Origin of the sequence: Flavobacterium sp. MFBS3-15, assembly GCF_026107645.2 — a bacterium.
Taxonomy (GTDB): domain Bacteria; phylum Bacteroidota; class Bacteroidia; order Flavobacteriales; family Flavobacteriaceae; genus Flavobacterium.
On the sequence record NZ_JAPCHV010000022.1, the window covers coordinates 16,240 to 41,749 of the forward strand.

Genomic DNA, 25,510 nt, shown 5'->3' on the forward strand with positions numbered 1-25,510 from the left:
ATCATCCCTGCTACGGGTCATGTTTTAATGAGCGGCAATATGGGTTTTGCCTTTGATATGACAGACACTTCAAGTTGGAGTTCTGGGTCTGATGAGTTATGTGTTAAATTTACTGTTCCGGGTACATACACGATAAAAATGCTCGTTGGAAATAAATGCGATATTGATGATGAAGTTGTTAAAACAATCTGCATAGAAGCACCACTTTCCGCACCCTCATTTACCCTTAGCAGTACTACAGGCTGTGCACCTTTTGCAGCAACAGCGACTAATACCAGTAATGTTTCGGGTAGTTGCGATCCAATTTATCAGTGGAGTGTAATTAACTATAATGCGACCAATTGCGGTACGGCACCGGCAAACAATTATAATTATTTTACAAACGGCACTACAGCATCTTCCGAAAATCCGTCATTTAATTTTCCCAATGCAGGTACCTATACCATACGCCTGCGCGTAACCAACAGCTGTGGCACAGTTGCTACAACACAAAATGTAATAGTAAAGCAGCCGCCAACAGTTAACATTAGCCCTATAGCTGACCTATGCGGAGCCGACCAGGTAACCTTTACACCACAGCTTAATGTCACTAACTGCGGTGGCGACCCGCTTACTTACCTGTGGAGTTTTCCCGGTGGCACACCTTCAACGTCAACAGATCCGCAGCCATCTGTTATCTATACTACATCCGGCAGCCATACTTTTAGTGTCGAAGTGACTAACGAATGCGGGAGCACGAGCGATAGCGAGACCTTCAGCATATCGCCAACAGTTATCGCCGATGCGGGTGATGATATTACCATCTGCAATGGCACTTCAACGCAACTTAATGGACAGGCATCCGGGGGAGTACCGGGATATACCTACCAATGGTCGCCTACACAGGGACTTAGCAGCCCGTCAATTGCCAATCCTGTGGCCAGCCCCACAGTTACCACCACATATACCCTTACGGTGCGCGATTCCCAAAACTGCCCGAAAACGAGCCAGGTTACAGTGTATGTAAATACGATTAACCAAGGTTCTATAGGTAATGGACAAACGATATGCAGTGGTGGCGACCCGGTAGCCTTTACCTCCGGGGCAGCCAGTGGAACCGGAACCATTACCTACCAATGGGAAGTATCAACAACGGGCGCTACCGGTACTTATACAGACATTCCGGGTGCCACAGATGCCATATACGATTCGCCGCCGCTTACAGAAAACACCTGGTTCAGGCGAAAGGTAATCAGCACACTTAACGGCCTTGAGTGCATTAAAACTACCAACTTTGTCGAAATTATAATTAATGATGTAGAGCCGGGCGAGGTTTCAGCTGACCAGCAGATATGCCCGGGAGGCATCCCGGTTGCCTTTAACCAGGTAACTGCCGCCTCGGGGACCGGAACGCTTACTTACCAATGGCAAAGTTCGACCGACAACAGTAACTGGAATAACATAAGCAGTTCGCCAAACCCAACGTATAGCTCAGGGCCGTTAACGCAAACCACTTATTTCCGCCGCAGGGTAACAAGCAGCCTCAATAATGTTTTCTGTACTGAATACAGCAATGTGGTTACCGTTACTGTTGTACCCGATCCGGTAGTTGACGTACAGCCGCTTCCTACGCAAACAGTATGCCTTGGCGCACCGGTTTCAGAACTTACTGTTACTGCTTCGGGAGGCATTGGTACGTATAGCTATCAATGGTATAGCAATAGTATCAACAGCACAACAGGAGGTATACCGGTGTCGGGCCAGGTGAATGATAATTTTACACCTGTACCTTCAGTAGCGGGCACTTATTATTACTATGTAGTGGTTACTGCAACCGGTCCGGGCTGTAGCGTAACGAGCAACATAGCCCAGGTTATTGTTATGCCTGCACCAACCATTACCACCCAGCCGGTTTCGAGCTCGGTGTGTGTTGGAGGGACTCCGGCATTGCTGAATGTTTCTTATGCTAACGGTATTGGCACGCCTGCCTATCAATGGTATTCCAATACTACAAACAGCACTGTTGGAGGAACAGCCATACCATCGGCCACAGGCACATCATATCAACCATCAGCCACAGCGGCAGGGATTACTTATTATTATGCCGAACTTACATTTGCCTCAGGAGGTTGTAATGCCATCGTTTCAAATGTTGCAACGGTTGAGGTAAACCCTGCGCCATCTATAACTACTCAGCCCGAACCGGTACAGGAGATTTGTGTTGGCGGATCGTCAGTCGCATTGTCTGTTGCCTACACAGGAGGATCGGGAATGGCATCCTACCAATGGTATAGCAATGCTACGGCAAGTAATTCCGGAGGTACACTCCTTCCGTCTGCTACATCTGCTACCTATACTCCGCCTGTTTTTGCCATTCCCGGAACTTATTACTATTATGTGGTAGTAACGCTTAGTGCCGGTGGCTGTGATCCTGTAGAAAGCGAAGTAGCCCAGATAAATGTTGTGGCGGACCCTGTAGTTGACACCCAACCGCTTGCCACCCAAACCGCCTGCCAGAATGGTACACCGCTTGATCTTGAAGTGACCGCATCGGGTGGGGTGGGAGCATTGTCCTACCAATGGTACAGCAATGCAACAAACAGCAATACAGGAGGAACTTTGCTGCCGGGACAGACTGCTTCTGTCTATGAGCCATCTACAGCTACTTTAGGTACAGTCTATTATTATGCAGTAATTACGGCCCAAGGTTCGGGATGTTCGGTTACCAGCGCTGTTGCAAGGGTAATTACCGTAGAAGCACCTTATGTAACCACGCAGCCCGCTTCAGGTTCAGTATGTTTAGGCGGTACCCCGGTACTTCTTAATGTGGCCTATGCTAACGGAACGGGTACTCCATCATACCAATGGTTCAGCAATGCCACCAACAGCAACTCGGGCGGCACTGCCATAGCAACGGCCACAAGTGCAAGCTACCAGCCAATGGCCAGTGCTGTAGGCACAACCTATTATTATGCAGAAATAACCTTCTCATCGGGCGGATGCAGCCTGATAAAGTCGAATACGGCAGCAGTAGAGGTAGTGCCAATGCCCACCATAACTACACAGCCAACAGCATTACAGGAAATATGCGCAGGAGGTTCAGTTCCTGCCTTTACGGTTGCCTCGAGTGGAGGAACTGGATCAGTTTCCTACCAATGGTACAGCAACAGCACAGATGCCAATAGTGGTGGTACCATTATCCCGTCAGCAACATCTGCAACCTATGCCCCGCCTGTTTTTGCAACAGTGGGCACCTATTACTACTACGCTGTGATAACCATTAGCGGAAGCGGCTGCGGTACGCTGTCCAGCGAAGTGGCACAGGTAAATGTAGTGGCAGACCCAATTGTAGACACACAGCCTTTAGCAACCCAAACGCTTTGCGAGGGCAGCACACCTGCCGTACTTAGCGTGGCAGTATCGGGTGGTTCAGGTACGCCGCAATACCAATGGTATTCAAACACTGCAAACAATACTACAACGGGCACTATGCTCACCGGCCAGACAAATTCTACATATACGCCATCTACCGCGACGGTAGGTACCATATATTATTATGTAGTAGTAACCACGCCTGTTTCGGGCTGTTCTGTTACCAGTAGCACAGCCGCGGTAGTGGTTATAGAATCGCCGGTGTTCACAGCCCAGCCCCAAGATGAAACGCTTTGCCATGGCGAAAATCCTGCGCAGCTTTCTGTAGCCTACGCCAACGGGACCGGTACAGCATCGTACCAATGGTATTCCAATACTGTAGATAATGCTGACACAGGTGCTGCCACACTCATATCCGGTGCACAATCGGCTACTTATCAGCCCTCCGGCGCAGATGCCGGTACATTGTACTATTTTGCTACCATCAGTTTCACTTCCGGAGGATGCCTTGTTATCACCTCGGATACAGCCCGGATTACTATAAATGAGCTTCCGCAAATAAACTCCCCACAAGCAACAGAGGTATGTAATAATGAAGCGATGAGTTTTGCTCCCGCTGACGGAGGAGGTAACACCATACCTACAGGAACTAAATATACCTGGACATTGCCCACAGGTACCGGGTTTACGGGAGCTACATCGCAGGCTGTTCCCCAGAATGAGGTAATGCAGACATTGATCAATACAACTAACGCTTCTGTGACGGCAACCTATACAGTGACTCCTGTTTCTAATGGGTGCCCCGGCACAGCGTTCACTTTGGAACTAACGGTAAAACCGGAACCTCAAATTCCTGCCATAACACAAACTATATGCAGTGGGCAGGCCTTTACAATAAATCCGGAAACGGTTGCAGGTGCAATTGTACCTGCCGGTATAACCTACAGTTGGAGCGCTCCTACAGTAACGGGAGGCATTACGGGCGGTACGGCAGGAACAGGCGAAACATCTATCGGCGGCACTCTTGTGAACCCAACCAACATAGCCCAAACCGCAACCTATACTGTAAACATAGTATCGCCTGAAGGTGTATGTGCAGGTGATGCATTTGTAATTACCATTACTGTTAATCCAAAACCATACGTCGACGCTTCACAAACGGTAACCATCTGTAGCGGCGCATCTTTTAGTGTAATACCAACAGATGGAGGTGGAAACAGCATTCCTGCGAATACAACCTATACATGGACCATACCGGCAATAAACCCGGCGGGATCCATAACAGGAGGCACGGCTCAGAATTCACCACAAACTGCCATTTCACAGGCATTGAACAACACAACAAGCGATGTGGCGACAGCTACTTATACAGTAACGCCAACATCGGGTAACTGTGCAGGCGAAACCTTTGAGATTATAGTAACCGTCAACCCTGTGCCTACTGTAGATGATATAGCTGCACAAACGCTTTGCGGCGGTTCGCCAACCGATGCAATAACCTTTACTGGCGCTACCGGTGGTACGGTTTACAGCTGGACTAACAACACGCCTTCAATAGGGCTGGCAACAAATGGTGTTGGCAATATACCACCTTTTATTGCTGTAAACAGCGGTACAGCACCGGTTACAGCAACCATTACGGTTACTCCTGTTTATGCCGGCTGTCCGGGTGCGGCCAAGACATTTACCATAACAGTAAACCCGGCACCAACAGTGAGCTTTTCACAAGCTTCGCAGTCCATATGTTCGGGTACTGCAAGTACGTCTGTGACGCTTTCCAGCGCTACGGTGGGGGCATCCATAAGCTGGACGGCTGTACAGCCTGCAGGGCTTACAGGTGTGGCGACAAGTGGCACCAATACCATTCCGGCACAAACGCTGACAAATGCTACCAGCAGCCCTATAACGGTGACTTATACTGCTGTGGCTGCCACGTCGGATGCTTCGGCATGTCCCGGGCCGTTGGCAATCTATACCATAGTGGTGAATCCGGTACCGTTTGTAGGGGCACCAATCGCCGAAGCGATATGCAGTGGCGGTACGGTTACGGTTACTCCTCCGGATGGCGGATCGAACAATATTCCGGCAGGCACAACATTTACATGGACAGCGCCAACCGGCACAGGCTTTACAGGTGGGACAGCGCAGCCTGCACCGCAGCCGTCGTTTAGCCAGACACTTGTTAATACAACAGTATCTCCGGTAACTGCAAACTATATGGTTACACCATCGGCTAATGGCTGTACAGGCGTACCGTTCCAGATAACGGTAATCGTAAACCCAACTGCGGTTATAGGCAATGCCGCGCAAACAATATGTACAGGCGGCACATTCTCTGTCAACCCTGCGGGCAATGCTTCTTTACTTCCTGCAGGTACAGTTTACAATTGGAATGCACCAACCGTAACAGGGGGCATAACCGGCGGCGCTGCCGGAAACGGCCAAACGCTGGTGACAGGGACATTGGTAAACCCATCGGGTGTAATGCAGACTGCAACTTATGTGGTTACTCCCGTATCGCCGGATGGCAACTGTGCGGGCGCACCTTTTAATGTTGTCGTGACGGTTAGTCCTGCATTTACAGTGACATCGGTAGTTTCAGATTATAATGGATTTGAAATAAGCGTGGCAGGAGGTACTGACGGCTCGATAGATCTTACGCCCGCCGGAGGCTCTGGAACTTATACTTATAACTGGAGCGGATCCGGAGGATTTGCCGCTACAACACAGGATATCTCTAACCTTGGTCAGGGTAACTATACGGTAACCGTAAGTGACGGCCTTTGCGCTGATGTGGTATTGCAATTCCAGATGGTAGAACCGCTGCCACTGGTTATAGCGGAAGTTGCAGGCAGCCATGTGAACGTAAATTGCTCTGGTGAAAGCACAGGTGTTATCGAAGTTGAAATTACCGAAGTTTCGGTAGGGCCTTTTGATTATGCCATACTCCTGCCAAACGGGACGATTATAGAAGAAGTGCTGAATATCATGGCCGAAAATTACGTGTTTGATAACCTGCCGGCAGGAAACTATAACATACGGGTGACAGATGCTAACGGAACTATCAAGTTCATCAACGGTGTCGCCATTACACAGCCTGTTGCGCCACTGGCAATAAGCAATGCGGTGGTATCTGACTTCAACGGTTTCAGCATAAGCTGTAACGGCGCCAACAACGGCAGTATTGACCTTACTGTAGCTGGGGGTACTCCTGCCTATAATTACCTGTGGGCCGGGCCAAACGGTTTTGCGGCCACTACCCAGGACATTAACTCACTTCCACCGGGCAACTATGCTGTAACCATTACCGATGCCACCGGCCTTTGTACCGTGACTCAAACCTATACCATAACAGAACCGCTGCCACTGGCCTTAAACAGCGTAGTATCGGACTTTAATGGCTTTGAAATAGCCTGCTTTGGAGGTACATCTGGAAGCATCAATGTCACGCCATCGGGTGGCACAGGTACATACAGTTATCAATGGACGGGGCCAAATGGCTTTGTTGCCGCGACGCAGGATGTGGCCAACCTTGCTGTTGGCACCTACACTCTTACCATGAAAGATAGTAATAACTGTGCGCTGGCGGTACAAACCTATACACTGAACCAACCTGCAGCCATTACAGTTACCGAAACCCATGTGAATGTACTTTGCTTTGGCGCTGCCACCGGCTCAATAGATGTTACGGTTTCCGGAGGTGTTACCTCGGTCTCAGGCGGATACTCCTTTGCCTGGACGGGCCCTAACAGCTTCCTCGCAACTACTGAAGACCTTAACAATATTGGAGCAGGCACCTATAACCTGACTATAACTGATGATTCAGGATGTACCCGTACGCTTGTTGTCGTGGTGACACAGCAGCCGGAAATCATCATAACACCAGCAACTACGCCTATAAGCTGTTATGGTGCCAATGATGCGACAATAACCCTGAACATTACGGGCGGCGACGCACCTTATGTAGCCGAATGGAACAACCTGGCTACAGGTACCTTTCAGGATAACCTCGCTGCGGGTAACTATGTGATAACTGTTACCGATGATTCCGGATGCCAGAAGCAAATAACGGTAGTCATCAACGAAGCACCGATATTTACAGTAAACCCGGTGGTAACCCAAATTACCTGCAATGGTGCCAATGATGGCAGCATTGCTTTAAACCTTGTAGGAGGACAGGCCCCGGTTACCATGACCTGGAGTGATGGCTCTACAGCGGGTACAACACGCAACAACCTGGGGCCGGGTACATACATAGCCACCATTTTTGACGGGACGCCATGCCAGATTGTGCGCACCTTTACCATTGTTGAACCATTGGCCCTAAACATTGGTGCCAACGTGACCCATGCTATTGTATGTGACGATGCCCAAAGCGGCGCAATAAACCTGCACCCTGCCGGCGGAGTTCCACCATACACTTTTGCATGGTCTAACGGTGCGAGCACAGAGGATCTGACCGGGCTGACATCGGGCAATTATGCGGTGACAGTAACTGATGCCAATGGATGCAGCAAAACCTTGCAGTATGCTGTAACAAGGCCGGATGCGCTGTCGCTTACTGTCAACCAGAATGTGCAGTTCAATTGCGATGCGCATACCGTAACCCAAACCAATATTGCAACAGCTTCGGGTGGTGTGCCACCGTTTAACTACACCTGGAGTGCCGGCACTGTAAGCGCTGGAAACGGCCAGATGATGACTACCAATGTGAACGGTACTTACATCGTAACTGCTACTGATGCAATGGGCTGTACGACCAACTTTACATTTGAGGTAAACACCCAGCAACTTGGTGAGGCTGATTTTTATATAGAATCGTATGCCCATACCACATTTGACGTGTATTCGATATTCGACCCGATACAGTTTACCAATACCTCAACAGGCGATTATACCGGTGTATCATGGAACTTTGGTGATGGCAGCGTATCGGATGAGGAAAACCCTCAGCACACTTATGTTCGGGAAGGGGTTTATACTGTAGTGCAGACGGTTACTTATCCATATGGTTGCGTCGACAAAAAAGTCATGGTCATCAATGTAGGCAAGGGCTATGATGTTATGATTCCGAATGCCTTTACTCCGAATGCCGATGGTACAAATGATACTTTTGCGGCAGTATTCAAAGGGCTTAAGAGTATTGAGCTTGCTGTATACGACACTTGGGGATCGATGATATACTATGAAAAAGGCGACGTGATACAGGGGTGGAACGGCATGATAAAAGGTGTTCCTGCCGAAAATGGGAACTATGTGTATCGTATTACTGCCGAAACCTTCTACGGACAGTTGGTGAATTATGAAGGGCCGTTTGCCTTAATTAAATAATGGAATTTACAATGAAACTAAAAATAGCGATTATCGCAACATTTCTGGGTATAACGGCCAACGCGCAGGATCCCATATTTACACAATTCTTTATGGCGCCGCAGGCCATAAACCCAGGCTATACCGGCTTTATGGAAACCACGACAGTAGGAGTGCTGCATCGCTCGCAGTGGCCCGATAACCAGCTAAAGATAAATACGGACTATGCCTATCTTAATACCTGGTCACCCAGTATGAATAGTGGTTTTGGGCTCAATGTACTGAGCCAGCGTGAATCATTTACTGATTATAGCCTTACGCAGATAAACGGAAGCTATTCCTACAAGGTGCAGCTTGATAATGATTGGTATTTTATTCCGGCGATAGAGGCAGGATGGGGTACCAAGTCGTATGGCTTCCAGAATCTTGTGCTTGAAGACCAACTAAACATTGGATCGGGTACAATTGACCCTACGAGCATCGACCCGCTTGCGGCCAATAATAAGGTAAATTTCATGGATATATCTGCAGGTATGGTGGTACACAATGAAAAGCTATGGTTGGGCCTTTCGCTAAAGCACCTTAACAAGCCGAATATTTCGTTTACACAGGCAGGCAATATACCGCTTGATATGTTCATGGCAATCAATGCGGGTTATGAAATGAGATTGTCCGACACCTTTAGTACCTCATTTCTTCCGCATAATACGAAGATGCTTTTCTTTTCCAATTTCATGAAGCAGGCTGAATATAACAGGCTGGATGCCGGCCTGGGCTTTATTTTTGATAAAGTGATGATAGGGGCCATAGCGGCTACCAATCCTTCCGGGAACAGTTCTGAAAGCCATATGCTGACTTCGCTTAACCTTTATGGCGGATTGCAATATGAGCACTTTAAGTTTGGATATTCTTATGACTTCAATACGTCAGGCATTGGCAGAACGGGTGGCATACATGAGTTTTCCATAAGCTACCAGTTTGATTTGGAGGCTGATTGTTTCGGGTGTCCCGATTATTAGCAATAAATGCCTGCTTTATTACACTAATGCATAATCGTTCATGATATTTATATGCTTGATAAGGAGAAGTGGATGAAATGATTGTTATAAATCCATACGTTTTATTAACAACTCTTTAACATTTAAATTGTTAATTTTGAAACAGCCGCAGCTTGCGGCTTCTTTTTTGTTGCATCTAACTAAAACCCGGGCAAGCGTTGCATCTTTCCCCCGTATCGCCGCCCACACATTATGATATTAATCGTTGACGACATAAGGGCTAACATAATTGCCCTTCAAAAAATACTGGAGCTCCATGGTCTGGTCGCTGATGCCGCGGAATCAGGCGAGGAAGCCTTGTTGAAGATACTTAAGTCAGATTATTCTCTCATTATCCTTGATGTGCAGATGCCGGGAATGGATGGCTTTGAAGTAGCCGAAGCGCTGTCAGGCAGTAACAGGACAAAGGACATTCCGGTAATATTCCTTTCGGCGGTGAATAAGCAGAAAAAATTCATATCAAAGGGCTATGAGACCGGAGGGGTGGATTATGTAACCAAGCCTGTAGATCCGGACCTTTTGATATTAAAAGTGAAAACATTCCTGAAGCTTTACGAACAGAAAAAGGAACTAAAAGATATACGTGACCTGCTGGCAAAGGAAATTGAAATACGCAAAGAAGCACAGGGAAACCTGGAACTTAAGGTGGCCGAGCGAACCAGTGAGCTTGTAGAAAAGAACGAAGAGCTGGAAATGCGGAATCACGAGCTTCAGCAATTTTCCTGGGTTGTATCGCACGACCTCAAGGAGCCTATCAGGAAAATTGAACTCTTCATAAAGATCATACGCGAGAAATACCTTATTGAGGACCCTACTGCCCTGGATTATGTTCGTCGTACCATCAAGTCAGCTGAGAGGATGTCGGCACTTATTACCGACCTGCTCGACTACTCAAGGCTTTCGGCTAATGTGTCGGCTACAAAAACCAGTCTAAGTGTGGTTTTACATGAGGTTGTCTCGGATTTTGACTACATGATTGAGCAAAAAGGCGCAACCGTAAACATAGGCCCCATGCCTGTGCTGGAATGTGTGGGCAGCCAAATGCGGCAGGTATTCCAGAATCTGGTAAGCAACTCATTGAAATTTGCCAAAGCGGATGTGCCACCGGTAATAGAGATATGGGCTGAGACAGTTGAAATAAAAGATTTTGACAGCCCTGTTTCGCCTGATGGTGCATTTACAAGAATTATGGTTCGTGACAACGGCATAGGTTTCGACGAAAAGTTTCTTGATAAGATATTCATAATATTCCAAAGCCTTAATGACCGTAGCGCTTATGACGGTACCGGCATAGGCCTCGCGATAGCAAAAAAGATAATTGAAAGGCATAATGGCATTATTACAGCCAAAAGCGAGCCGGGCAAAGGCTCCTGCTTTATAATGGTGCTACCAATATAAATAACCAAAACAGAAAAACGAATACGCATGAACGGAAATTTCAGAAGGAATTTATTAGTAAGCACAGGGGTTTCCATGCTTATACTGATTGTAAGTTCGGTTGCCTCATACCTTAGTATCAGCAATCTGATGGAAAGCAACAGGCTGGTAAACCACACACAGGATGTTATTTTTAACATTAATGAAAGCAATTCCATAATGGTCGAAGCACAGTCGAGCATGCGGGCCTATCTTGTAACAGGGAGGGAAGATTTTCTGGAACGTTACAATAATTCTGAAAATCAGATGGATGCTACATTGCAAAAGCTTGAAGCACTGGTGTCTGACAACGAGGATCAGCAAAAGTCCCTGCAATATATAAAAAAGCTGAAAGACGAGTTTTTTGATTATTTACGTGTAAGGATACTGGAAAAGAAAAGTGGCAGGGTCACCGAGGCTACCGATCTTGACAGTGGCAGGCGTATTTCGGGAAAGATACGCTCGGAGTTTAAGACTATGGAGCTGCGTGAACAGGGACTTTTGAAGGAGCGTACCGATAATTCGGACAAGTACGGAGTATATAGCACCATACTTATAGTGGTAGCAGCTATATTGGCGCTGCTTATAAGCGCTATTTTCTTTGTAAGGATATTACGCGATTATAATGAACGCCTTAAGCTTCAGTTGGAACTGCAAAAAAGCGAAAAAGAAACTGCTGAAAGAATACGTGTCATTAGCAATATAGCATCGGCTATATCGTCAGGTGACTACTCAGTGCGCGTAGACGACAATGAAAGCGATGCTCTTGGGAGCATGGGTGGATCACTTAATAATATGGCAGTTGCGCTTGATTCGTCATTTACATCATTGTCAGAAAAGGAGTGGCTGCAAACAGGAATTGCCGAGCTAAATAAGGTAATGATTGGAGAGAAGACACCGGAACAGCTTACCCGCGATGTAATCACATATATTGCTAATTATACCGGCAGTAGTGCAGGCATAGTGTACCTTCCGGAAGGTGAACTATTATATCCCGTTGGCGGCTTCAGTTACATGGCCGACAGAAACAGGGAAAGTATACCGTTTGGAGAAGGACTTACAGGACAGGCTGCTTTATCAGGAAAAATACTGGAGCTGAAAGGCGTAGCTCCTGAAGATGTAAAGATATCCTATGCATTAGGGGAAGTAAAACCTAAACACATAGTCGCCGTACCATTGATTGACGATAAGCTGGCAGGCGTGGCAGAACTATTATCCGTAACTGAATTTACGCCACTTCAAATTGAGTTTTTGTCATCTGCAGCCCACAACATAGCTGTTGCCATAACTACTGCCCAAAATCGCAGGCGTGTACAGGAACTGCTTGAAGAGACCGAAGCTCAGTCGGAAGAGTTAAAGATGCAGCATAGTGAATTGGAAAGCATCAATGCTGAGCTGGAAACTCAAACAGAAAAGTTGCAGGCTTCGGAAGAGGAGCTGCGTGTGCAGCAGGAAGAGTTGCAGCAAACGAATGAAGAATTAGCTGAGCGCAGCGTATTGCTGGAAGAACGCAACATGGAGATACAGAAAAAGTCGGAAGATCTGGAACTAAGTACACGTTACAAGTCAGAGTTTCTTGCCAATATGTCGCATGAGCTTCGTACGCCGCTCAACTCGATACTCCTGCTTAGCCGTTTGTTATCGGAAAATAACGATAATAACATGAACGACGAGCAGATTGAATTTGCAAAAGTGATACAGAGCTCCGGCACCGGATTATTAGGGCTAATAGATGAAATACTCGACCTTTCGAAAATTGAGGCAGGTAAAATGGATCTTGAGTTTCTTGACGTATCGGTAAAAGAAATAACAGATAATCTGAAAAATCTTTTTACTGAGGTCGCAAGGCAGAAGGGTATCGAATTCAGGATTGTGGCCGACAATGCACCGGTGGTAATAAGGACCGATAAAATGAGGCTTGAACAGATACTCAAAAACCTGATTTCTAATGCTATAAAGTTCACTTCGAATGGCTCGGTAACACTTGAGGTTACAAAGAAAGACGACAAACAGGTATGTTTCACGGTAAAAGATACCGGTATAGGCATACCACCCGAAAAGCAACCCCTAATTTTTGAAGCTTTCCAGCAGGCTGACGGTTCCACCAAGCGCAAGTATGGCGGAACGGGGCTTGGGCTTTCTATAAGCAGGGAATTGTCCAAACTGCTTAAAGGCGACATTAGCCTGAAGAGCGCAGTAAATGAAGGTAGTGAATTTACGTTATGCATACCTATCATAGGAATGGCTGTTCCTGTACAGGTAAATGTACCGCGTGAAGAACCGCCTATGCAGAGTAGCGGTACAGCACAATCTGAAGTGGAAGCTAAAGCAACGGAAGAAAGAAATAAATACCTGAGCCCTGTAATACCTGAAGATGTACCTGATGACAGGGATGCAATAGGTGAACAGGATAAGGTAATCCTGATTGTGGAAGATGATGTAAGCTTTGCCAAATCGTTGCTCGATTTTACACGCAAACGGGGATATAAGGGCATAGTAAGTGTGCGTGGTGACCATGCATTGAATATAGCTCTGGCTTACAGGCCTGTAGGTGTGTTGTTAGATATTCAGTTGCCAATAAAGAGCGGCTGGGAAGTAATGGAAGACCTTAAAGGCAATCCACAGACAAGGCATATACCGGTACACATGATGTCGTCGCACAAAATGAAGCAGGAAAGCTTGCTGAAAGGTGCTGTAAACTTCCTCGATAAGCCCGTAGCGTATGAGCAGATGCCGGAAATATTCAGGCGTATCGAACATATTGTCAACAGGGAATCGCAAAAGGTTCTCATCATTGAAGACAATCCTAAACATGCCCAGGCACTGGCGTATTTCCTTGAAACTTTTAATATCAATTCTGAAATAAAAAGTGAGGTATCCGAAGGGGTGGAAACCCTGAAAAATTCTCCTGTTGAATGCGTGATCCTGGATATGGGTATCCCGGACAGGCAGGCCTATGATATACTTGAAAACATCAAAAAGGACAGTGGCCTCGAGAATCTCCCCGTTATTGTATTTACAGGAAAGAGCCTTTCGCTGAAGGAGGAACTGAAGATTAAGAAATATGCCGACTCCATTGTGGTAAAAACGGCGCATTCCTACCAAAGGATGCTGGATGAGGTATCACTGTTCCTGCACCTGGTGGAAGAAAATAAAAAAGCCAACAGCACCGGACAGAAAAAGCCCAACATGCTGAACAATATATTGAATGACAAGACGGTGCTCGTTGTAGACGACGATGTGCGCAACATCTACTCGCTTACAAAAGCGCTTGAGGCGATGAAAATGAATGTGATTACAGCTATAGATGGCAAAGAGGCACTGAAAATGCTGGAGCGGCACCCCGAGACCGATGTAGTGCTGCTCGATATGATGATGCCTAACATGGATGGCTATGAAACCGCTGCGCGCATACGCGAAAACCGTGCTTTGAAAAACCTGCCTGTAATAGCCGTGACGGCGAAGGCCATGACTGGCGACCGCGAAAAGTGCATTAATGCAGGTGCATCCGATTATATTACCAAGCCGGTAGATGTGGATCAGTTGCTATCACTGCTTCGTGTATGGCTATATGACAAAAATTAAGGCATGAAAAAGAAGATACTGATAATAGACGACGACCCCCGTAACATATTTGCACTGAGCGCTACTTTGCGTGCCAAAGGGTATGATTGCGTTTCGTGCGCCGGAGCACGCGAGGCTATTAAGCTTTTGGAAGGTGAGGCAGGCATAGATGCTATACTCATAGATATGATGATGCCCGAAATGGATGGCTATGAGGCCATACCACTGATAAAGGCCATGCCTAAAATGCAGGGGATTCCCGTAATTTCGGTTACGGCACAGGCGATGGTGGGCGACCGCGAAAAATGCCTCGACGCAGGTGCCGACGGGTACATATCCAAACCCATTGATGTGGACAGGCTGCTGCAAATGCTGGAGCGTATTTAGGGTACAATAATATGATATTATGGTTAATGACAGGGAACTTGAGGTACTCATCAATGAGATATATGAATACTACGGCTATGATTTTAGCGGATATTCTGCTGCATCGTTTAAAAGACGCATAGACAGGCTGTATAATCTCGACGGGTATAAAAATTTTACCGAACTGCTTTCCCGCATCCGGTCGGATGAAGACTACTTCAACAGGGTAGTGGAGGAGATCACCGTGAACGTTACGGAAATGTTCCGCGACCCACAATTCTATAAGGTGCTCCGTACCGAAATCCTTCCCGTGCTGGCCACCAAACCATTCATAAGGATATGGCATGCAGGCTGTTCTACCGGCGAGGAGGTATATTCGCTCGCAATCCTGCTGAAGGAGGCCAACCTGCTGCACAAATCGCTGCTGTATGCCACCGACCTGAACCCTTCGGTTTTGGCCTCGGCGCGCAAAGGCGTATTCCCGTTGCGCATGATGAAGCAGTATTCTGAAAATTACATTGCCTCGGGAGGTAAGCTCGATTTTTCGGACTACTATACCGCCCATTACGGTTTTGCCAAATTTGGGGAAGACCTGGTTGAAAAAATGGTTTTTTCACAGCATAACCTGGTGTCGGACAGATCATTCAATGAGTTTGACATGATACTTTGCCGCAATGTCATGATATACTTCGACAAGGATTTGCAGGACAGGGTATTGGAGCTGTTTGACGACAGCCTGGCCAGGTTGGGCTACCTCGCGTTAGGCACCAAGGAAACCATTAAATTCTCACAATTGAAAAAACGCTATGAGCAACTAAACAGGGATAAGATATGGAAGAAGCTACTATAAAGGATTGCCGCCTGCTCATCATCGGCGGTTCGGCGGGGAGCCTCGAGGTATTGCTTCAGGTGCTGCCTCATGTCACCGCCATACCCTTTGCCATGGTTATCGTTTTGCACCGCAGGAGCGCCGAAGACTCTACGCTGGAAGAGCTGATTGCCGTAAAGACATCGGTGCCTGTAGTAGAGGTGGAGGACAAAACCCCGGTTGTAGCAGGAAGCATACATATAGCGCCGTCTGACTACCACCTGCTTTTTGAAAATGACGGTACCCTTTCGCTCGATATTTCTGAAAAAGTAAACTACAGCAGGCCCAGCATTGACGTGGCATTTGAATCGGCTGCCGACGTGTATGGCGCTTCCATGGCTGCCATTTTGCTTTCCGGCGCCAATGCCGACGGTACCAATGGCCTCATTGCCGTAAAGAACGCGGGGGGCATGGTCATAGTCCAGGATCCTGATACGGCCGAGATGCCTTTCATGCCGCGTAATGCCGTTGAAAACCTAACTCCCGACTTTATACTGGATGCAAAGGGGCTTACGGAGTTCATCATCGGTTCTGCATAGTTTAAGTTTAAGGCATAAAAAAAGTCCGGAAATGCTTCCGGACCCACCCAGGGCTCAGGCCCTTTTTTTTATAGCTACACTTCTGCTGCATTTCTAATAATAGTCCTTCGCCACATCCCTTTGCACATTGATGACATAAAACAGCGCCTGCACATCGTTCAGGGAAAGCTGGAAGTCGCGGTACTCGGGGCTGTCGTTGAGTGAATGGCAGGTTATGATGCCCTTTTCGGTGTCATGGTCAATGATCTGCTTTAACAGCGGGTATTTCGATTCGGTAGTATATATGACCCAAAACCTGAAATCCTTATAGCGTATGGGGCTTGTCCAGTGCTGGCGCTGCAGCTCGCGGGTGGCTACCACATAGTTTTGCGGTATGGCATCGCTGGTGCCGTCGTCCATGCTGTCGCCCTTTACGCGGAAAGCCAGGTAGCGGCCCTTGGCGGGCTTATCTACGATCATGCCGTGCTGCGACATGCCGTTGAGCGCTTCTATATCCTGGTAGCTGTCCAGGAACCCTGCCTGTATGTTATGCTCGGCAAGGGGCATCGACATATAATATTGCCCGTTGGGTAGGCGGGTAAAATGATTCGCATTCTTGTTTTTGGTGAATTGCAGCTCATACGGGTCCACCGTAGCGATATCATTCAATTCTGTGTGCCTTTGTGATACTTCTTCCAGCTTCCTTAATTGAATATCATCCGGCGAACGCTCCCCGCTTTCCCATTTCTGGACAGACGATTTGGATACATTGAGAAGGTCTGCAAAGTCCTGTTGCTTTAGCTTCAGGCTTATACGTAACTCTTTTATCTCTAAATTATTCATACTCAAAGCTGTAATAAAGTTATTAACTAAAGTGTGTTTTTGTGTGTTTTATTTTTGCAAAAATGAAACAATGTGTGTATATTTGCATTATTAAAATGAGTTAATAGTAACACATAATGGTACAAAGATATGAATATTGTTGATAAGTTTTCCAAAAATGTAGTAAAAATTTTAAAAACACCCATCGAGCTAACGCAGGCTATCACTAACCTTTCGGCTCAAAACACACATGGGCAGCATGACGAGCGCATATCATTATACATAACAGCGCTTGAAAAATACAAAAACACACATAAGTTTACCGCGAGTAATGAACGCCCCCGGTCATCCGGCACAGATTGCGCCGCCATAATGCACTTTAACCGTGACACCAGGTTTTCGATAACGGAATGACTGCCCGCAAAATAACAACCCATCATTACACAGTACATATCAAATCATAAACCGCAATATCATGGAAGAAAAATTAAGAACACTGGAACAGATCGTAAAAGAAACCTCCAACTGCGACCACCGCCTGTCCTTTGACGGGGCCGAGTGGAAACTCTACCTCGTAGCATCGGAAACAACTTTCCGGGGTACACTGGAGGAGGTGGTAGACTGCGCTACAGAGGAGTTCCTCTGCTACCGTAAAGAAGAAAAACAGGACAACTACCAATACGCGTACTGATGAACTACAGGATTAAAGGCATCATCACCGCGGTGGGAGGGATAAAGACCACCAAGCTGGGTACGGCAGTGCAGCAGATACACTTTGAGCAGGAGGGCAGCGGCAGGATATTTTATCCTTCGGCGCTGGGCACAAAAATAGAACTCCTCGATGACATTTTACCGGGCGACGTGGCCGAACTCGAGTTCCACATTTCCGGATCCAAAGGCACCTACAACAATGTGGTAATCGACAGCCTCGTAAGGGTGTAACGGATTACCGCATTGGATTGCGACGGAAAGGACCGTCGGTTTAACACACTTCAGTTAGCAGCCACGCTGCATTTTACACCAATATATTCAGGATAAAGCATTTACTGCATCGCTTAGCCGTTGCGGAACGGGATTGCTGTCCCATTTACGATCCTGAATCAGGTGATAACGCTGCATCATTTTAACCAGATAAGTACATACCCATAACGGAAGGAGCGGAATGGCGGCATGATGGTGCCTCCCTAATGTGCCCGTACATCTTTCAAAGAATGGTATAAGTTATCCGGGCTGTGTACTTACGAATTACTATAACCTGAAAGTCAATACCATGATACAACAACTTGCCCAAAAACACGCCACATGGGTACGCATGGCGCGCGGTATATGCCGCAACGCCTATGTGGCCGACGACCTTGTAAGCGAAATGTACGTAAAGCTCCACGGCATTGCCGAACGCGGCAAAAACACGGCCTTCAACGACCCGTATGTATACCACACCATGAAGCACATATACATCAACGATTACATACGCACCAGGGGCCTGCACGCCGACCTGAATGAAAATTCGCCCATAGCCGATGCCGAAGAGGAGCTGCAGGATTATGCCGGAATGGATCTGCCCGACTGCATCACCTGGGTAGAAAAACAGATACTGCTGCTGCGGCAGGAAATAAGCGGCCGCGAGATAGAGCGGGAGTACAACATCAACTACCAAAAGGTGCACCGCATCGAGAAAAAAGCCACCGAAAAACTGGCGCAGTGGGCGAAGCTTCAGGCTTAAAAGTTTAAAGTTTACCTGCAGACCTCACCCCCGACCCCTCTCCAAAGGAGAGGGGAGCGAGCTTCACTCGGATGGATATTGCTCTATTAATCATTTACATTCCAATATAGCAGCAATAAATGGTAGTGTTGGCACGTCCTGGCCCCCCTCTCCTTTGGAGAGGGGCCGGGGGTGAGGTCTTAGCACGCCCTCTCGGCACGTCCCGTCACCCTCTCCTCTGGAGAGGGCCGGGGAGAGGACCACAAGAGTAAGCACGCCCTCTCGGCACGTCCCGACACCCTCTCCTCCGGAGAGGGCCGGGGAGAGGACTTTCAAGAGTAAAAAATAAAAAACACCATGCTAAAAAACATCCACGGCGCCGGCGACGTTGTTGCGGCGATAACCAAACTGGCAGGTATCGAACCCTGCGAACCCTGCCAAAAAAGGCGCGAAAAATGGAATAAGATGTTCCCTTTGCGCGTCCGTAAAAACATCCGCGAAATGACGCAGGAAGAACTCGACACCTGGCGGGAATTCCAACAGGTGCGCACGCTAAGGCTAAGTGCCGGACAGCGTATTTACATCTGCCAGATCTATTCGGAAGTATTCAACGTGCCCTATTATGAACCCTGTGCTACCTGCGACCCGTCGCCCTACCTCGCCATGATCGAAAAAATGGACGCCGTGGTAAAAACGTATGAAGTTTAAAGTTTCAAAGTTTCAGGTTTGGAACATGGGAACAGTTACGTTAAACGACTTTGAATGACTACACAAGAGTAAGCACGTACCCCTCCGTCGTCGCTCCCCTCTCCTTTGGAGAGGGGCTGGGGGTGAGGACTACAAGAGTTGCCCGCCCCGTTGGCACGTCCCGGCTCCCCTCTCCTTTGGAGAGGGGTCGGGGGTGAGGTCTTAGCACGCCCTCTCGGCACGTCCCGTCACCCTCTCCTCTGGAGAGGGCCGGGGAGAGGAGCACAAGAGTAAGCACGCCCTCTCGGCACGTCCCGTCATCCTCTCCTCTGGAGAGGGCCGGGGAGAGGACTACAAGAGTAAGCACGCCCTCTCGGCACGTCCCGTCACCCTCTCCTCTGGAGAGGGCCGGGGAGAGTACTACAAGAGTAAGCACGCCCTCTCGGCACATCCCGTCACCCTCTCCTCCGGAGGGGGCCGGGGAGAGGACTTTCAAGAGTAAAAAATAAAAAACACCATGCTAAAAAACATCCACGGCGCCGGCGACGTAGTAGCGGCAATAACCAAACTGGCAGGTATAGAACCCTGCGAACCCTGCCAAAAGAGGCGCGAAAAATGGAATAAGATGTTCCCTTTGCGCGTCCGTAAAAACATCCGCGAAATGACGCAGGAAGAACTCGACACCTGGCGGGAATTCCAACAGGTGCGCACGCTAAGGCTAAGTGCCGGACAGCGTATTTACATCTGCCAGATCTATTCTGAAGTATTCAACGTGCCCTATTATGAACCCTGTGCTACCTGCGACCCGTCGCCCTACCTTGCCATGATCGAAAAAATGGACGCGGTTGTGAAGACGTATGAAGTTTAAAGTTTCAAAGTTTCAGGTTTTGAACACGAGAACAGTTGCTTTAAACGACTTTGAATGACTACACAAGAGTAAGCACGTACCCTCCGTCGTCGCTTCCCTCTCCTTTGGAGAGGGGTCGGGGGAGAGGACTACAAGAGTGAGCACGCCCCCGTTGGCACGTCCTGGCCCCCCTCTCCTTCGGAGAGGGGTCGGGGGTGAGGTCCTAGCACGCTCTCCCGGCACATCCCGGCTCCCCTCTCTTTCGGAGAGGTGCCGGGCAGAGGACAGCATGAGTAAGCAAAACAAAATCCTATGAAAAAACTAAAACCACTCAACATCCGGCAGGAAAACTTCTGCCATGCTTATGTCCGCCTGGGGAGCAAATCGCAGGCTTATCAGGAGGCATACAGCCTTACCGGCGAAAATATAGCGCAGCGGGCAGGCAAATATGGCTTTAGGCTGGCTAAATATCCTGCGGCGGCAGCCCGTATAGCGGAGCTGCAGCAGGAGAAATTCCAACGGGAAGTCAGCATAGACCACCTGCTCCACAGCCTTGCCGCCATGCTGCGCTTCGACATAGCCGACCTGTATGACGAGAATGGCTGCCTGAAAAACCTGAAGGACCTGCCCAAAGAGACCCGCCTGATGATACAGCAGTTTGAGGTGAACGAAGTGTTTACCCGTACCGGCAGCGAACGCACCCTGGCAGGCTTTACCAAAAAAGTGAAGACCTACAGCAAGACCGATGCCATCGAAAAGCTGATGAAGCACCTGGGCGGCTATGAAAAGGACAATCGGCAGTCGCAATCCAACCCAACCCTTGTGATGATCAACCTGGGCGATGGGGAGGGGGAAGTGTAATGGGAGCTGTAGATGATAGATGAAAGATGATAGACTGTAGAAAATAAAAAATAAAAAATAGTAAAGAGTAACCACACCCTATCGGCACGTCCTGGCTCCCCTCTCCTTTGGAGAGGGGCCGGGGGTGAGGTCTTAGCACGCTCTCTCGGCACGTTCCGTCACCCTCTCCTCTGGAGAGGGCCGGGGAGAGGACTACAAGAGTGAGCACCCCCCCTCGGCACGTCCCGGCTCCCCTCTCCTTCGGAGAGGGGTTGGGGGTGAGGTCTTAGCACGCTCTCTCGGCACATCCCATCACCCTCTCCAAAGGAGAGGGCTGGGGAGAGGACTTCTCCCTTTTCCCTCTATTTCCAAAACCCACACCATGAAACTCCTTCCCAAACAAAAGAACGCCATATACTACCTAAAGGATGCTGTTACAGAAGAAATCCTGTATGGCGGCGCGGCAGGCGGTGGCAAGAGCAGGCTCGGCTGCCTGTGGCTCATGGAAATGTGCCAGAAATACCCCGGCACGCGTTGGCTCATGGGGCGCTCCAAGCTGAAGCACCTCAGGGAAACCACATTAAAGACTTTTTTGGAAACGGCGGGTGAGTTAGGGCTGGCGGTACAGTTCCGCTATAACGCGCAGGAACACGTCATTTACTGGAACAACGGTAGCGAAATATTGCTGAAGGACCTGCACCTGTACCCCAGCGATCCCAACTTCGACAGCCTGGGTTCGCTTGAGATCACGGGTGCATTTATCGACGAGTGCAACCAGGTGAGCTATGCCGCCTGGCAGGTGGTCAAGTCGCGTATCCGGTACAGGCTTACGCAGTATAAACTGATGCCAAAAATGCTGGGTACCTGCAACCCGGCCAAAAACTGGGTGTACAAGGAATTTTACAAGCCGTACCGCGACAAGGCGCTCGACCCGTACAGGTGCTTCATCAAATCATTGCCTGCCGATAACCCGTTCCTGCCAAAAAGCACAGTGGCCGCGATGCTGCGTTTTGACACGGTAAAAAGGGAGCGTCTCTATCATGGCAACTGGGAATATGACGACGACCCGGCAACGCTCATCGATGCCGACAGCATTGCCGATTACTTCAACCCCGTCCATATCGCTCCCGAAGGCAGGAAGTACATGACCATCGACGTGGCGCGCAAGGGCAGGGGACAAAACGGTGTTCCGCGTCTGGCACGGTTGGGTGTGCACACACCGAGAGGCGCTGGACGTATCGCCGATTGATATGATCGTCGAAAAAGCTGTCGCATTGCAAAAGCGGCACGGCATTCCGCGTACGCACATCATTGCCGATGAAGATGGCGTAGGCGGCGGCGTGGTAGACTACCTCAAATGCAAAGGCTTCATCAACAACGCCAGGCCACTGGCAATAAAGGACGGCACAGGCTACATGACGCCCAATTTCGACAACCTTAAGAGCCAGTGTTCCGTTAAAATGGCAGAAAAGATAGTAAACCGTGAAGCAGTGGAGGTGTGCCATGACGACAGCATCCGCGACATAGTTACCGAAGAAATGGAGCAGGTGAAGCTAAGGGACATCGACAGGGACGGCAGGCAGGGTATCATCCCTAAAGACCGTGTTAAGGAACTCATAGGCCGCTCCCCCGACGAGTGGGACAGCATCATGATGCGCTACTGGTTCGAACTCAAAAAGCCGGGGAAATTGGATGTGAGGTTTGTGGGGATTCAGAACAATTTTAACCACATAGGGACATAGGATTTTTAGGCTTAATTGTAAAGAGAACATATTTTCGCATAGATGAAGCAAAGCTTCATTCTATATGCTACTTCAACTATTGCTTATTGAAAAATTAAGCCTATGTCCCTATTTGGTTAATTTTTAATTTGTTATACAAGGCGGCTTTCATCTTTTACATTCGCACCCCCAGCAACCACTTCAACAGCAACCCCACCGCAAAGGCAATGAATATGCTTATGAGCGTGCCTACCAGCAGGTATTCGGTTTTGATTTCCTCGTTTGAGGAATTATAGCGCAGTATGCTTTTGCCGGTAATCAGCAGGCCGATGGCTTCATACTGCCCCAGGCACACCAGCAGGCAGATGATGAGCCGCTCGGTAATGCCGATGTATTTCCCCGCGCTTATCAGTCCCGTACCGGCCCTGCCTTCGGAGGCAACCACCTGGTCCGACCATGGCTTGGTGGCCCTCGCGATTATGAATCCCGCAGGGTAGGTGAGGAACACCACACACGCCGCCACGATCCAGAAGCTGTCATTATTATAGAAATCGGCAATCGCTTCCCACGACGGCACCAGCCCGGCCACCGACAGCCAGCAGGCGAGTATCACCGCGATATGGGCCATCTGGTCCAGCAGGAACGTGCGGAAATTTTGCGGCAGGTAGGATTTTCCCAAATCAATGAGGTAGTGGGTTGCCGTAACGACAAGCACCGTTTTCCAGTATTTCGGACCGATGAGCAGCAGCGCCGTTATTCCGGTAATGAGGATGTGCACGTACAAAAACCGCGACTTTACTTTATAGCGGTTGCGGTCTTCGATCCAGCTGCTTTTTTGCAGGAAAAAATCGCTGGTGAAGTGCGCGAGCAGCAGCTTGCACAGCCATATTAAATTATTTTCCATGGGCAATGCGCTTTGTCAGGTTTTCAAAATCGTCCAGTAGGTTTTTCAATTCATCAAAGCGGGCTTTTTTGATGTGCTCGCTTATGGTAGGTTCGGATTTTTCCAGTAATGCTGCGATTTCTTTCTGGCTTTTCCCCGATAACAAATGATACATCGCGAATGCCTGTTTTGCAGATATGCGTCCCAACAGGCTGTCGGTATAGCGTGCAATGAGCCCATAACTGAAGTCGGCTGCCTCCTCGCCGCAGTTTATCAGCAACAACTGTGATCCCTGCTTGCCGAATTTTTCAAACGTGCGCCCCGAGCTGATGAAAATTTCTTCCAAATTGCTGCCCAGGTGCCCTGTTTCGGTATTTACAGTTCCCAGGCTTATGCCCATGCGTATGTCGGTGCGCTCTTTTGCGCTGTAGGTAATCGCCTTCAGCCGGGCAAGGAGCATAAGCCTGTAAGCATCCGCACCCTCGGCAATCAATGCCTGGAAACTGTCGCCACGGTAAAATTCCACCCGGTTGGGCGCTTCAAACATATTTTCAATGTCATTCACCAAACCTTTAAAATCTTTCGGTTTTAATTTGGTGGAATTGACGATATCTGCGGTGATGACTGCCTGCATTTTTTATAATTCATCCAAATGTACTGTTTTTTTAAATAGGTTGTATACCCTAATTTTGTATAAATTAGGTTAAATGGCCTAATTTTAATATAATTAGGTTAAATACCCTAATTCCATAAAAGTTAGCCTGTTTACCCTATCCAGGGATGGCCGGTTGCAATTTTAAAACAAAACCTGCCACCTTCCATTACTGTAGTATGAACATGCAAATCATACTACCCGAAAACATCAGCGAGATCACGCTGGGCCAGTTCATTAAATACGATGAGCTGCTGCAGCGTGAGCTGGACACCAAAAACTTCAACAGGCGCAAGATCGCCCTGTTTACAGGAATCCCCTTTAAAGACACAGCACGCCTGCGCCAGGCCGACTACGACCGCCTGCTGCTGCAGATTGACACTGCGCTCAACACCGATGCGCAGTTTACCGAACGGTTTACCATGCACGGCATCGAGTTTGGCTTTATCCCGGATTTCGACAAAATTACCATTGGCGAGTTTGCCGACCTCTCGCAGCACGGCCTGAGTGCCGACACGCTGCACAGGCTCATGGCAGTGCTGTTTCGCCCGGTCATAAAAAGCACCGACAGCAGCTACGCCATCATGCCCTATGACGGCACCGAAGAATATGCCGAAATGATGAAAGACATGCCGCTGAACTGCGTAAACGGCGCGCTGGTTTTTTTTTACAGTTTAGCGAGCGAATTGCAGGAAGCTACCCGGAAGTCTTTGACGGCGGAACTTCTGAGGGAAAATCCGCCGCCGAATTTTTCAGCCATTTCGGTTGGTACCCGACGATTAAAAAACTGGCTAAGAACGACATTCTCAAAATCCCGAAAATAGAAAAGCTCAACCTGCACGAATGCCTCATTTTCCCCGCCTGCGAAATGGTCGAGGCCAAAGTGAAGGCCGCCATACGCAAAG

Annotated in this window: 19 protein-coding genes; 16 read left to right on the top strand and 3 right to left on the bottom strand. The window is 48.5% G+C overall.

Going from position 1 to position 25,510, the window contains the following annotated elements; genetic code table 11:
• The first annotated feature begins 138 nt into the window (after positions 1-138).
• From OGH69_RS16545 to OGH69_RS16575, 7 genes are all read left to right on the top strand, one after another.
• Positions 139-8,682 carry a PKD-like domain-containing protein gene (locus OGH69_RS16545; RefSeq protein WP_265175604.1) on the top strand — a complete coding sequence of 2,848 codons (8,544 nt, stop codon included), beginning with the start codon at positions 139-141 and terminating at the stop codon, positions 8,680-8,682.
• A gap of 11 nt (positions 8,683-8,693) precedes the next feature.
• Positions 8,694-9,680 (top strand): PorP/SprF family type IX secretion system membrane protein, encoded by a 987-nt coding sequence (locus OGH69_RS16550; protein WP_265175605.1) that lies wholly within the window; start codon positions 8,694-8,696, stop codon positions 9,678-9,680.
• A 231-nt stretch (positions 9,681-9,911) separates the two neighbouring features.
• Entirely contained in the window at positions 9,912-11,117 is a 1,206-nt protein-coding gene (locus tag OGH69_RS16555) for a sensor histidine kinase (protein ID WP_265175606.1), read from the top strand.
• 27 nt (positions 11,118-11,144) lie between these two features.
• Positions 11,145-14,720 (top strand): response regulator, encoded by a 3,576-nt coding sequence (locus OGH69_RS16560; RefSeq protein WP_265175607.1) that lies wholly within the window; start codon positions 11,145-11,147, stop codon positions 14,718-14,720.
• A 3-nt stretch (positions 14,721-14,723) separates the two neighbouring features.
• Positions 14,724-15,086, top strand: a complete 363-nt coding sequence (locus OGH69_RS16565; RefSeq protein ID WP_265175608.1) for a response regulator — start codon at positions 14,724-14,726, stop codon at positions 15,084-15,086.
• 19 nt (positions 15,087-15,105) lie between these two features.
• Positions 15,106-15,915: a CheR family methyltransferase gene (locus OGH69_RS16570; protein WP_265175609.1), complete on the top strand. Its 810-nt coding sequence runs from the start codon at positions 15,106-15,108 to the stop codon at positions 15,913-15,915.
• Positions 15,897-16,472 (top strand): chemotaxis protein CheB, encoded by a 576-nt coding sequence (locus OGH69_RS16575; protein WP_265175610.1) that lies wholly within the window; start codon positions 15,897-15,899, stop codon positions 16,470-16,472. The genes OGH69_RS16570 and OGH69_RS16575 overlap by 19 nt, the downstream gene beginning before the upstream one ends.
• Before the next feature lie 93 nt (positions 16,473-16,565).
• Here the strand turns inward: OGH69_RS16575 and OGH69_RS16580 are convergent, their stop codons facing one another.
• Positions 16,566-17,294: a helix-turn-helix domain-containing protein gene (locus tag OGH69_RS16580; protein WP_265175611.1), complete on the bottom strand. Its 729-nt coding sequence runs from the start codon at positions 17,292-17,294 to the stop codon at positions 16,566-16,568.
• A 454-nt stretch (positions 17,295-17,748) separates the two neighbouring features.
• Here OGH69_RS16580 and OGH69_RS16585 point away from each other — a divergent pair, with 454 nt between their 5' ends.
• The 8 genes from OGH69_RS16585 to OGH69_RS16620 all read left to right on the top strand — a co-directional run bounded on the left by OGH69_RS16585 (position 17,749) and on the right by OGH69_RS16620 (position 23,091).
• Positions 17,749-17,964, top strand: a complete 216-nt coding sequence (locus OGH69_RS16585; protein WP_265175612.1) for a hypothetical protein — start codon at positions 17,749-17,751, stop codon at positions 17,962-17,964.
• On the top strand, positions 17,964-18,215 hold the full coding sequence (locus tag OGH69_RS16590) for a hypothetical protein (protein WP_265175613.1): 252 nt from the start codon (positions 17,964-17,966) through the stop codon (positions 18,213-18,215). The genes OGH69_RS16585 and OGH69_RS16590 overlap by 1 nt, the downstream gene beginning before the upstream one ends.
• Positions 18,216-18,543: 328 nt before the next feature.
• A complete protein-coding gene (locus tag OGH69_RS16595; protein ID WP_265175614.1) occupies positions 18,544-18,996 on the top strand; it encodes a sigma-70 RNA polymerase sigma factor region 4 domain-containing protein in 453 nt (150 codons plus the stop codon).
• A gap of 336 nt (positions 18,997-19,332) precedes the next feature.
• Positions 19,333-19,683 (top strand): hypothetical protein, encoded by a 351-nt coding sequence (locus OGH69_RS16600; RefSeq protein WP_265175615.1) that lies wholly within the window; start codon positions 19,333-19,335, stop codon positions 19,681-19,683.
• Between the two features lie 496 nt (positions 19,684-20,179).
• Complete coding sequence (locus tag OGH69_RS16605; RefSeq protein WP_265175615.1) at positions 20,180-20,530, top strand: hypothetical protein; 351 nt, start codon at positions 20,180-20,182, stop codon at positions 20,528-20,530.
• Positions 20,531-20,821: 291 nt separating this feature from the next.
• Complete coding sequence (locus tag OGH69_RS16610; RefSeq protein WP_265175616.1) at positions 20,822-21,370, top strand: terminase small subunit; 549 nt, start codon at positions 20,822-20,824, stop codon at positions 21,368-21,370.
• A 361-nt stretch (positions 21,371-21,731) separates the two neighbouring features.
• A complete protein-coding gene (locus OGH69_RS16615) occupies positions 21,732-22,598 on the top strand; it encodes a phage terminase large subunit (protein ID WP_265175617.1) in 867 nt (288 codons plus the stop codon).
• A 1-nt stretch (position 22,599) separates the two neighbouring features.
• Complete coding sequence (locus OGH69_RS16620) at positions 22,600-23,091, top strand: hypothetical protein (RefSeq protein WP_265175618.1); 492 nt, start codon at positions 22,600-22,602, stop codon at positions 23,089-23,091.
• 154 nt (positions 23,092-23,245) lie between these two features.
• On the opposite strand, the gene OGH69_RS16625 is transcribed toward OGH69_RS16620, so the two are convergent.
• Positions 23,246-23,974, bottom strand: coding sequence for a DUF3307 domain-containing protein (locus OGH69_RS16625; protein WP_265175619.1), 729 nt, complete (start codon positions 23,972-23,974; stop codon positions 23,246-23,248).
• Positions 23,964-24,587: a sigma-70 RNA polymerase sigma factor region 4 domain-containing protein gene (locus tag OGH69_RS16630; protein WP_265175620.1), complete on the bottom strand. Its 624-nt coding sequence runs from the start codon at positions 24,585-24,587 to the stop codon at positions 23,964-23,966. Before OGH69_RS16630 ends, OGH69_RS16625 begins: the two co-directional genes overlap by 11 nt.
• Before the next feature lie 197 nt (positions 24,588-24,784).
• On the opposite strand from OGH69_RS16630, the gene OGH69_RS16635 reads away from it, so the two are divergent.
• Positions 24,785-25,429: a hypothetical protein gene (locus OGH69_RS16635; protein WP_265175621.1), complete on the top strand. Its 645-nt coding sequence runs from the start codon at positions 24,785-24,787 to the stop codon at positions 25,427-25,429.
• Positions 25,430-25,510 lie beyond the last annotated feature (81 nt).

What these genes read in the sequence shown, in the direction of transcription:
- OGH69_RS16545 (WP_265175604.1), top strand. Translation starts at nt 139, where the DNA reads ATGCTCGTTGGAAATAAATGCGATATTGATGATGAAGTTGTTAAAACA.
- OGH69_RS16550 (WP_265175605.1), top strand. Translation starts at nt 8,694, where the DNA reads ATGAAACTAAAAATAGCGATTATCGCAACATTTCTGGGTATAACGGCC.
- OGH69_RS16555 (WP_265175606.1), top strand. Translation starts at nt 9,912, where the DNA reads ATGATATTAATCGTTGACGACATAAGGGCTAACATAATTGCCCTTCAA.
- OGH69_RS16560 (WP_265175607.1), top strand. Translation starts at nt 11,145, where the DNA reads ATGAACGGAAATTTCAGAAGGAATTTATTAGTAAGCACAGGGGTTTCC.
- OGH69_RS16565 (WP_265175608.1), top strand. Translation starts at nt 14,724, where the DNA reads ATGAAAAAGAAGATACTGATAATAGACGACGACCCCCGTAACATATTT.
- OGH69_RS16570 (WP_265175609.1), top strand. Translation starts at nt 15,106, where the DNA reads ATGGTTAATGACAGGGAACTTGAGGTACTCATCAATGAGATATATGAA.
- OGH69_RS16575 (WP_265175610.1), top strand. Translation starts at nt 15,897, where the DNA reads ATGGAAGAAGCTACTATAAAGGATTGCCGCCTGCTCATCATCGGCGGT.
- OGH69_RS16580 (WP_265175611.1), bottom strand. Translation starts at nt 17,294, where the DNA reads ATGAATAATTTAGAGATAAAAGAGTTACGTATAAGCCTGAAGCTAAAG.
- OGH69_RS16585 (WP_265175612.1), top strand. Translation starts at nt 17,749, where the DNA reads ATGGAAGAAAAATTAAGAACACTGGAACAGATCGTAAAAGAAACCTCC.
- OGH69_RS16590 (WP_265175613.1), top strand. Translation starts at nt 17,964, where the DNA reads ATGAACTACAGGATTAAAGGCATCATCACCGCGGTGGGAGGGATAAAG.
- OGH69_RS16595 (WP_265175614.1), top strand. Translation starts at nt 18,544, where the DNA reads ATGATACAACAACTTGCCCAAAAACACGCCACATGGGTACGCATGGCG.
- OGH69_RS16600 (WP_265175615.1), top strand. Translation starts at nt 19,333, where the DNA reads ATGCTAAAAAACATCCACGGCGCCGGCGACGTTGTTGCGGCGATAACC.
- OGH69_RS16605 (WP_265175615.1), top strand. Translation starts at nt 20,180, where the DNA reads ATGCTAAAAAACATCCACGGCGCCGGCGACGTAGTAGCGGCAATAACC.
- OGH69_RS16610 (WP_265175616.1), top strand. Translation starts at nt 20,822, where the DNA reads ATGAAAAAACTAAAACCACTCAACATCCGGCAGGAAAACTTCTGCCAT.
- OGH69_RS16615 (WP_265175617.1), top strand. Translation starts at nt 21,732, where the DNA reads ATGAAACTCCTTCCCAAACAAAAGAACGCCATATACTACCTAAAGGAT.
- OGH69_RS16620 (WP_265175618.1), top strand. Translation starts at nt 22,600, where the DNA reads ATGATCGTCGAAAAAGCTGTCGCATTGCAAAAGCGGCACGGCATTCCG.
- OGH69_RS16625 (WP_265175619.1), bottom strand. Translation starts at nt 23,974, where the DNA reads ATGGAAAATAATTTAATATGGCTGTGCAAGCTGCTGCTCGCGCACTTC.
- OGH69_RS16630 (WP_265175620.1), bottom strand. Translation starts at nt 24,587, where the DNA reads ATGCAGGCAGTCATCACCGCAGATATCGTCAATTCCACCAAATTAAAA.
- OGH69_RS16635 (WP_265175621.1), top strand. Translation starts at nt 24,785, where the DNA reads ATGAACATGCAAATCATACTACCCGAAAACATCAGCGAGATCACGCTG.